Genomic DNA, 8,603 nt, shown 5'->3' with positions numbered 1-8,603 from the left:
GAACAGGCTCAGCTATTGCACGCTTCGCATTTAGTCCGTCAGCGGATGGTTTGATGAACTCCGGCCGCTCATACCGCTTTACATACAGTTCGCCGGGCTGATACTCCAACTGTTCCATCACTTCGGTGCGTACCGGCTTTAAACCTTCCACATCCAGCTCCGGCATCAGGACAATTACCTCTCTGCGCAGGCTTGCAGGCAGCTCATGGCGACCAGGATGGTTTTCATTTACATTAAGCTTCACCGCCTTCTTCTCATGCTGGCTGACCAAAGTGGTTTTCTGCACTTCGACCTTTGCAACTTGCGCTACATCGAATAACTGCTGCTGGCTGGCAGCCTCAATATCGGATACAAACTTTTCAGCACGACTACCAAATATCATTCTTTTAAGCTCCCGGATTTGGAGTTGAAGAGATTCAATCTGAAGTTGAGATGAATGCATTTGTGATTGCAACTCAGCAATGATCGTATCCTTTTGTGCGCTGAGTTCTTTGTAGTCGATATTTGTATCCTGAGTAGCGATGAAAAGGATACTGCAATCTTGATGCCATATCCTGTTTAAATGCAGCAATGGCAGTACTTTCAGCCAGTTTGTCTATACCTGAATTTATGTCGCACACTTTTAAGTATTACTCCCTGTAATATATGCTGTAACTGTTGAGCACTGATACTATAATGTCCGGATGCAGCAAGCGCCGGCCGCTCAAATGTCCCTTTCTCCAATCCCTTTTCATATAAAGCAAAGCCATCATGATCCCACTGCAGCAACTTGACTTTATTACCCCGCCGACTGATAAAAATAAACACATCACCGCTCGTTACATCCAGACCCATTTCTGAACGCACCAGGCCGCTCAGACTGTAAGCTCCCTTGCGCATATCTGCAAATCCATTATAATAGAAATACCGGCACGAAGAACTTAAATGCAACATACCAACGCTTTTACATTAGAGGCACTTAACTCGCCGGAAAAGTTTAAAACTACTCCGTTGGGGTAAGTGATCTCAATAGATCCGCCAACCTTAACATTATCTATATGTACCGCAACAAGATTACCAGAAGGAGCTGCTGCACTCAGGCGCCGCAGCCAATAATAGTAGCCGGCTCTGCTTAACCCATGCTGATCACAATACTCCTTAACTGTTAATCCACTTTTTCGGCAGGCGCCAATATGCGCACCCATAGCCGCTGCTTTGAGGTTGTTTTTACTTTTCATCGGGCAAAAGTCAAACCCTGTATCCTAAATTCCTATATGCCCTTGGCCAACTGGATACGGATGAACCGAAAAATTGAGAACAATGTTTTTATTCTCATCGCTTCCATTGCCAACGTTTATTTTAGAAGAATACAAAGTGTCTATTTGGGGACTTGATGATAACAATCCTGAGTAAGAAAGATAAGACTTAACCTGTACTGTTTCCACTTCGTAGTCTGGAATAAATACCGTGTCCTTTGCTATCGGGTATATCTTGTTGTCGTTGATTAGAATGACAGATTGAATGTAATTAGTAGCGTTGTCTGGGTTATAATGTATTTCAACTTTTGTCACACCGTTACCGGCATTTTTATTAATCATACTTTCAACAGCTAAAGTCTTTACATCATGGCTAAATCCGAACAGATACAGCTTGTCTCTATTAAGTTCCCATTTCCCTTTAGAATATTGTAAAGTACCCATTTCGCTTCTCAAAAAATATTCAAACTCCTTTGGATTATCTTTAATTCTAAACTCAAGATTATTACCGTTCACATAACGCCCTTTCAATTTATTTATAGTATTGCATCCAATAAAAATCAGTGCAAACAATATTAAAAATAGTGGTCTCATATAATTAAAATGAAATTCGAAGTAAATTGAAAATTGTATTTGTTAGATTACGCACATTCGGATAAACCGGAATACTATTTCCCTGTGCATCTCTTAAAATATTTCCTTGACTGTCTCTACTATCAAGACCGCCAACATAAAAAGCATTAATTCCATTCATTGAGTTTGGAACACCTCCGAAGAATGAAGAAGGCATGCTTCCTGGGCTGAATGCATATTGTGCATTGTATGCCGCAATCTCTAAATTAGCATTCAACATCTGACCATTAACAATACTTCCTCGATATGGAAAATTACTAGGATTAACGGCATCATTTAGATTAAAAGTCAAAGAATGTGCTATCCCTCCTTGGTAAGCATGTGTCAATTCGTGAACAGCATTAGCATCACTCAAGACACTCATTACAATTACGTTTTGGTTACTACCATTTACACTCATTGTTTTTAACATTGTCCCGCCTTCTGTAGAACCTGCTGATAATTGATTAAATGTATATGCCTGTGTTTGGTCGTTCCTTATTGCATTTAAATTACCAAGTGTGTTTGTGTTAGTGGCTACTCTTGCATTGACATCAGCTAAATTTCCTCTTAATCTATCAGCCTTTGCTGTATTGCCTTTAGCATCTGCAGCAGCTATTTTACTATTAAGTTTGGTAGCTTGTTTATTTAAAGAGGCATTAGTTTTATTTATCTGCTTTTCAATCCGGTTTGCTCTTCTTTGGTCTGCTTTATTTAGTAGAGTATCTCCTAACGGGTCATTATTTGAGATTGGATTATTACCCATAGAGGCATATGGGGTTTCAGAATAATTCGGTTTCGGGTCTGTCTGCCAGAACCTTCCTATTTGTGGATCAAGACTTCTGTAAAATGTGGAGTACAACTCTAAACCACTTCCATCACTAAATTCCTTATTCTCTAATTCAGATCCTTTGTTCCATTTACGTTTATTCTCAGGTGCATTGTTTAAAGCCTTAAATGATATCCTGGCCATCGTCAACCCGAATGGATAATAATGGGTTTCTTCCATTACAGTGCCATTTTGGTCGATCATAGCCCTTACATTCCCCAAATGGTCTTTGAGGAAGTAGTCATAGACGAACGTGGTAGCCGTTGGGCTGACAGGTCTTAGCCTGCCTTCCGCAGTAGCGATATGCCTTAATGTATCATTTTCAAAGATCATCCCACCCAGGTACAGGGTTCGGGTGGTTTTTGCACCTTCGGTAACCGTTTTGCTGAGTTTGGCGCCTGCCGCATCATAGCCGTAGACAATGGTACCTTTGCCTGTTACCGTGATTTGCTCCGGTAAATTTAAGATATTATAGCTTATTGTGCTAATGCCTTTGTTCCCGTCTTTGACCAGGTTGCCATTGGCATCATAGTCATAGTCATTACCACTGCCACTGCTGCCATTATTAAAATCACCCAGCTGATAATCAGTAGTTTGGGCATCTATTACCTTTAACAACCGGTTACTACCGGTATTATAGGTATAACCGAGCTGGTCAATGGTCGTTTTGGTACCATTATAGAGCCCCTGACGGGTCAGTAAGCGGATATTCCCATTGAAATCATAGGCGCTGCCGGGGTTGGCGCCATCACCCACCTGGCTGCTAAAATCATGGGTGACGGGCTTGTCAAGGCCGAACTGCGTGAGCCTGAGCGCGGCGTCCACTTTGTATAGCCTCAGCAAGACTGGAGAACCTGCTTATTTTTGCCTGGAAGGTGACCGGGGTAACGAAGAATTAGTAGCAAACCTTTCGAAATATCAGTCCAGCTTATTTGGGGTTAAGACAGTCTTGTTTAACCGGAGATATAAAAATACTTTTCCAAGTACAGAATAAGTATACCACCAATAGCCCAATACATCGCAAATCAAATTTAATAGAATCATTTCGTTCATTGTCTGATCCAAGGGCAAAAAAGCTTACATTAAACTTTCCCAAAAAGATTGGGATTAAATTAAATGCTCCTAACAGAATCATGATTCCTGTGGCATAAAGCCCTAATCTAACGTTTATAAAATATAAAATAAGTATTGCCAAAAAAGCGGCTAATGACACATAGTTCATAGTTGTTGGCTCTATTGAGATGATTAATATTTCTAGCCACCCAATTAATAAAATAATAAAAATTAACGTTATTGGAACAAATTTCACAAATCTCATTCTATTTTTTTTTGTACGTTACATAAACTTAGATTTCTATTTCACTATAAAGGCTAGACCAAAATTCGGCTGTTGATGAATCATCACACAAGGCATGGTACAACGCCAACGGCGGGAAAAATTATCTTAATAGTATACTAATCTTATACACCAGAAATTTTTGGCTTAAATCAAGCCTTTTAATAATGACTTGGTCAGATAAGTATTGTTTTACTTCGAGATTAATTGTTTTCATTATCTGTTCGTTATACCTGCCAACACTTTTGTCAGATCCTGTATCATGATAGAAATCCAAAAGAGTACAGTTGTCGACTACAAGTTTGCAGTACTGTAAAGTATAGCCAGCTATTTTGTTTGTTCTTGTAACTTTTAGTTGGGCTACAATAACTCCATTTTTTTCTTTTCCTTTTATTGATTTCGGAATTAGGAGATAGTCGCTTTTTTTATTTATGATGACCGAAGCGGAATCAACCGGATCTATTATCTCCGCATTGTTTTTTATAGAATCTTTTCCTTGTGAAAAGGAAATAACCGGTTTTAAAAGAAGCAAAAAGAATACACAAATTCTAAGATGTATACTTTTCATTTTTAATCAATTTATCAACGGGAAGAATTTTTTGATAATTGGATTTACATCCTTTTCTTTCAAGGGGAAATTATGATAAATCCCACTAGAATTTCCTACGGAACCCTTTTTAAAATTTTGCGACATACTATTGTATTGGGTTTTTGCACCTTCGGTAACCGTTTTGCTGAGTTTAGTACCTGCCGCATCATTGCTGTAAACAATGGAACCCCTGCCTGTTACCGTGATTTGCTCCGGTAAATTTAAGATATTATAGCTTATCGTGCCAATACCTTTGTTCCCGTCTTTGATCAGGTTGCCCTAACAGCCAGTACCTGATGTTGTACTCATATACCTGCTTCTTGGCACCCGCGGCATTGATTGCCAGAGGCAAGCGCATAAGAGTATGAGGCCAGGAGCCTTCATCCAGTAACACGCTTCAAAGAGCGCGCAAGAACGTTTCAAATGACTTGAAGAACATTATTCCAATCACATCACCTCTAGTCTTGATATCTTTAGCGCTAACAGAAAATGCAATAAACAGCGACGCCCTGATTAACTGGGCGTTAGCAATCATTTTATACCAAGGTCTTCGACATCAAAAAACTGAATGACGGAGGTAAAAATACTTTTACTGAGTAATTACCTTAATCAACTGTTCACCCTTTTCTTTAAATTTCACGTTATTTAGTATAATAAAATTTTTCAGATCTAAAGATGTTTGAACAACAATCTGCAACGATTGATACGGCTTTTTAGATACTTTCGTCCATTGAGTGATTGGAGCATTTTCGAATCTCACCCTTACTCTATCAACACTTTCCGGTTTTATGGTATATATGTCTGCTAGTGGCAAATATTCTGTTGAATCATTATTTATCTGGACAAAGGCATCTGTAAGAGGTTCCCCTTTTATATTTTGCACCATTCTGATCAACTGATTTTGTAAGGGATCTATTGTGGCAAAGCAAACAACCTTTATGGGTACTCCATGTTTATGAAAAAAACTATTTAAAATTATAGTATCTCCCTTTTGTCTCCACTTTCCTTTGCTGTAAACATAGTCTAAATCTGTCCCAATAGTATATAAAAACTCACGATTCTTATAAAAAAGAATTTCGCCTGCTATTCCTACTTTGTCTTTAAAAGTGTATTTTGCTATTACAGCATATGTAGGTTTATGGCTTTTACCGCATTTTTCTGTAAAAATTCCTTAGTCATTTGAATACGGAAAGCTAATTATTCAAAATTCATTTGCTTGAATATTACTTGTGCACAAAAATAGCAAAAAAGCGCTGGCATTTTTAGATATAACCTAAAAATATTGCTTTTCATCAGAATGCGATTAACCGCCGAATCCTGCCACTGAGTGACATTCGGTTAGTGAAATTAAGTCCTATGCCAACCAGGGCTTGCCTAAGAAAAGGAAATGTTAGTTACAGTAGGCTGACCAGCGGTAAACTTTAGCCGATCCTCAAAAATTAATTATCCCCTCGCTCCCTCCTAATCAGAATATCCCCATTTTTCAAGCGATATAAATTGTCATTTTATTTGTAATGCTTTATGAACCTGAAAATGGTTCGACAGAATTCTTCATTGTTCTCATAATAAAGTAAATGCCCTCCATTTATTCTTTTAATGCGCTTATTCGGGAAACCAAAACTTTTATAATGCCTTTTTCCAATTGCATAATCTTTTTTACCCGTAATGACCAGTACAGGCACGGTTACTTTATTTGTAAGTTTACTATAATCCTCCCAATAGTCTTTGATTTGAAAAACGTTCTGAGCAAAGTCATAATTCCCAGGGCTTGCGTTGTCGATTTGATTCAGCAGATCAACATTCTGTTTATTTTCGGAAATTGTTTTGTAATCTAATCCTTTTTCGGACAAAGCCGTTTTTGCCTGCATAAAAGAAGCCATAAATGAGGATATGGTACTATCGGCAGGGATATACTCATGTTCTAACAAACTATTCATATACTGAAGTTGGTCATTAAGCGAACTATGCATGTTCAAAGTGGAATTGGCTAAAATAAGTCCTTGTACATGTTCAGGATATTTTAATGTATAATTCAGGGCAAGAATACCGCCAAAAGAATGGGAGAGCAAATAGATTTTATCCGCCTGATGATGCTTGCGGAGCGCTTCAATATCATCAATCATTCTTTCCAAAGAATAATCTCCCTCAGAAGATTTACCTGAGCGTCCACATCCTCGTTGGTCATAATATACCATTGTCAGCCCTTTCTCGAGATTCCTTCCTTTGAGTTTTTCGAATGACCCACTCCATGCTCCCGGGCCACCGTGAACAAAAATACATAAAGGGCCAGCTCCCGATTTTTCAACATACAATGAAGTGCCATCACCTGTAATTAAGTAATCTACTTTGTGGCCAGTCTGGCATGGGGCATTAAAACCCGAACCGCAAAACAAAAATGAGAATAATGCAGAATACAAAAAGATTCTCTTCATTTTTTTCATTTGTAAGGTTGTTTTGGCTATTCTCGAACGCACCATTTAATATTCGTTTTTGATGACAAAAAATGAACCGCGAATGGTCCCTGCAAGTTTTGATTTCTGTCGCGCAAATTTGAATTTTCCCAATTCTTCAGGTATTTCCATCCCCTCAGAAAGCTTGAAACCTACTGCTCGCTTCTTTGGATTGTCGATCGTATAAAGCACATTGATGGATAGCCCGTTTTCATAAAAAACAAATGTCCATTTTATCCCATCAACCATTAAGCTTGCTGTTTCTAAAGGTTTTGAGGCAATAACAATATTCCTTTCTTCCTTCAAAATTTTGCTAACCCAATGTAAAGTGTCCCCGCTTTGGGAAACTGGATGAACAATAAATTCCTGATTATATTTATTCTTAAAGTATCGCGCTTCGTTGGCGCGTAAGCCTGCAAGGGCTTTAGAAACCGGTGAAGTTTCTAAGCCAATTTCGCTAACATTTTTGAAATCTACTTGATATGACATTGTTTTAATAATTATTGGGTGATAATAAGTTTTCTTTCAACAGGCCTGAAATACCACGACAAGATAGTCTCTACTAATAATATCGCTGAGGGAACGGCTTCAGAAAATGATTGCCCATCAGTTAAGTGCGAAATGAGAGCACCGGACATTGCAAAGGAAAATCCTGCGTAAGCCCATTCTTTTACCAAAGTAAATTTTGGAACCAGAATAACAATCACGCCTAAAATTTTCCATACGCCTAATATCGTTAAAAGATATAAAGGATAGCCCAATTTTGTTACGATTTCGTTGTAACCCCCAATTTGAAGCATTTGCTGCAGGCCACCTGCTGTCATTCCAATCGACAAAAATATGGTTGTAATCCAATAAATGATTTTGTTTCGTTTTGACATAATTTGCTATTTTAGTTTGCTTGCGATTTCCAGTAGAATCTGCAAATGTTTTGAAACGGTTGGTCTGGCCGTATTAAAGTTGGAAGCTATTACACCCGCTATCAATGCTTGAGTTGTACTTAACAAAGGTATTGCTCGTCTCGTAGGGCCGGCAATAGCCTCAAACAGGTCTCTTCTTGTTTTCATTATGAAGCTATTTGACTACAAATATAAATGTAGTTACATAACTACGCAAATATTTTTTCATTTTTTTGGGAATTAGAAGCTTAGAAATATATAATTGTATTCTGTTGCAGTATGGAGAACTAATACAAAGATGCAACACCGAGGACGCCGATATATAAAGCCGTCCATTACACCACGAAACATTTTAAGGGGCTGACCGCCTATTGCGCAGAAGGTATGTTATCTATTGATAATCAATGTTGTCCGACTAAAATTATATAAAAAGGCATAAAAAAAGATCAGTTTCTGAGAACCACCAAAAATGGTTAAGTTCGATTTACTACAATAAATAAGGGTTCGTGGCGGCATGTAGTGCCGGGGATGAACCCCTATTTATTGTGGCAGCTTATAGCAGTTGGAACGGTTACTGATTTTCGCTTAGCCACTCCCAGTAATTATCCCGGTGGATGACCTGTATCTGTGTAGGTTGATAGGTTTCTTTAAAT

Annotated in this window: 12 protein-coding genes; all 12 read right to left on the bottom strand. The window is 38.3% G+C overall.

The features are described 5' to 3' along the window. Nucleotides 1-571 (bottom strand): IS66 family transposase (locus ACYVI9_RS15270; RefSeq protein ID WP_460766074.1); only part of this gene is annotated, 571 nt, incomplete at its 3' end. Between the two features lie 11 nt (nucleotides 572-582). Beyond that, entirely contained in the window at nucleotides 583-933 is a 351-nt protein-coding gene (gene tnpB, locus ACYVI9_RS15265) for an IS66 family insertion sequence element accessory protein TnpB (protein WP_460766071.1), read from the bottom strand. After that, nucleotides 921-1,217 carry an IS66 family insertion sequence element accessory protein TnpA gene (gene tnpA / locus ACYVI9_RS15260; RefSeq protein WP_460766068.1) on the bottom strand — a complete coding sequence of 99 codons (297 nt, stop codon included), beginning with the start codon at nucleotides 1,215-1,217 and terminating at the stop codon, nucleotides 921-923. Before tnpA ends, tnpB begins: the two co-directional genes overlap by 13 nt. Before the next feature lie 24 nt (nucleotides 1,218-1,241). Continuing rightward, a complete protein-coding gene (locus ACYVI9_RS15255; RefSeq protein ID WP_460766066.1) occupies nucleotides 1,242-1,829 on the bottom strand; it encodes a hypothetical protein in 588 nt (195 codons plus the stop codon). Nucleotides 1,830-1,833: 4 nt separating this feature from the next. Further along, nucleotides 1,834-3,501, bottom strand: coding sequence for an RHS repeat domain-containing protein (locus ACYVI9_RS15250; RefSeq protein ID WP_460766063.1), 1,668 nt, complete (start codon nucleotides 3,499-3,501; stop codon nucleotides 1,834-1,836). Nucleotides 3,502-3,604: 103 nt separating this feature from the next. Next, nucleotides 3,605-3,994 carry a hypothetical protein gene (locus ACYVI9_RS15245; protein ID WP_460766061.1) on the bottom strand — a complete coding sequence of 130 codons (390 nt, stop codon included), beginning with the start codon at nucleotides 3,992-3,994 and terminating at the stop codon, nucleotides 3,605-3,607. Nucleotides 3,995-4,115: 121 nt separating this feature from the next. Next, complete coding sequence (locus ACYVI9_RS15240) at nucleotides 4,116-4,580, bottom strand: hypothetical protein (protein WP_460766058.1); 465 nt, start codon at nucleotides 4,578-4,580, stop codon at nucleotides 4,116-4,118. A 610-nt stretch (nucleotides 4,581-5,190) separates the two neighbouring features. Further along, nucleotides 5,191-5,487: a hypothetical protein gene (locus ACYVI9_RS15235; RefSeq protein ID WP_460766055.1), complete on the bottom strand. Its 297-nt coding sequence runs from the start codon at nucleotides 5,485-5,487 to the stop codon at nucleotides 5,191-5,193. A 619-nt stretch (nucleotides 5,488-6,106) separates the two neighbouring features. Next, complete coding sequence (locus ACYVI9_RS15230; RefSeq protein WP_460766052.1) at nucleotides 6,107-7,042, bottom strand: alpha/beta fold hydrolase; 936 nt, start codon at nucleotides 7,040-7,042, stop codon at nucleotides 6,107-6,109. A gap of 36 nt (nucleotides 7,043-7,078) precedes the next feature. Then, complete coding sequence (locus ACYVI9_RS15225; protein WP_460766049.1) at nucleotides 7,079-7,540, bottom strand: hypothetical protein; 462 nt, start codon at nucleotides 7,538-7,540, stop codon at nucleotides 7,079-7,081. A gap of 11 nt (nucleotides 7,541-7,551) precedes the next feature. Next, a complete protein-coding gene (locus ACYVI9_RS15220; protein ID WP_460766046.1) occupies nucleotides 7,552-7,932 on the bottom strand; it encodes a DoxX family protein in 381 nt (126 codons plus the stop codon). Nucleotides 7,933-7,938: 6 nt separating this feature from the next. Next, complete coding sequence (locus ACYVI9_RS15215; protein ID WP_460766043.1) at nucleotides 7,939-8,118, bottom strand: hypothetical protein; 180 nt, start codon at nucleotides 8,116-8,118, stop codon at nucleotides 7,939-7,941. Nucleotides 8,119-8,603 lie beyond the last annotated feature (485 nt).

The organism is Niabella terrae, from assembly GCF_054783135.1.
The sequence above is the reverse complement of the archived record's forward strand: the minus strand, read 5'-3'. Positions and strand labels throughout refer to the sequence as shown.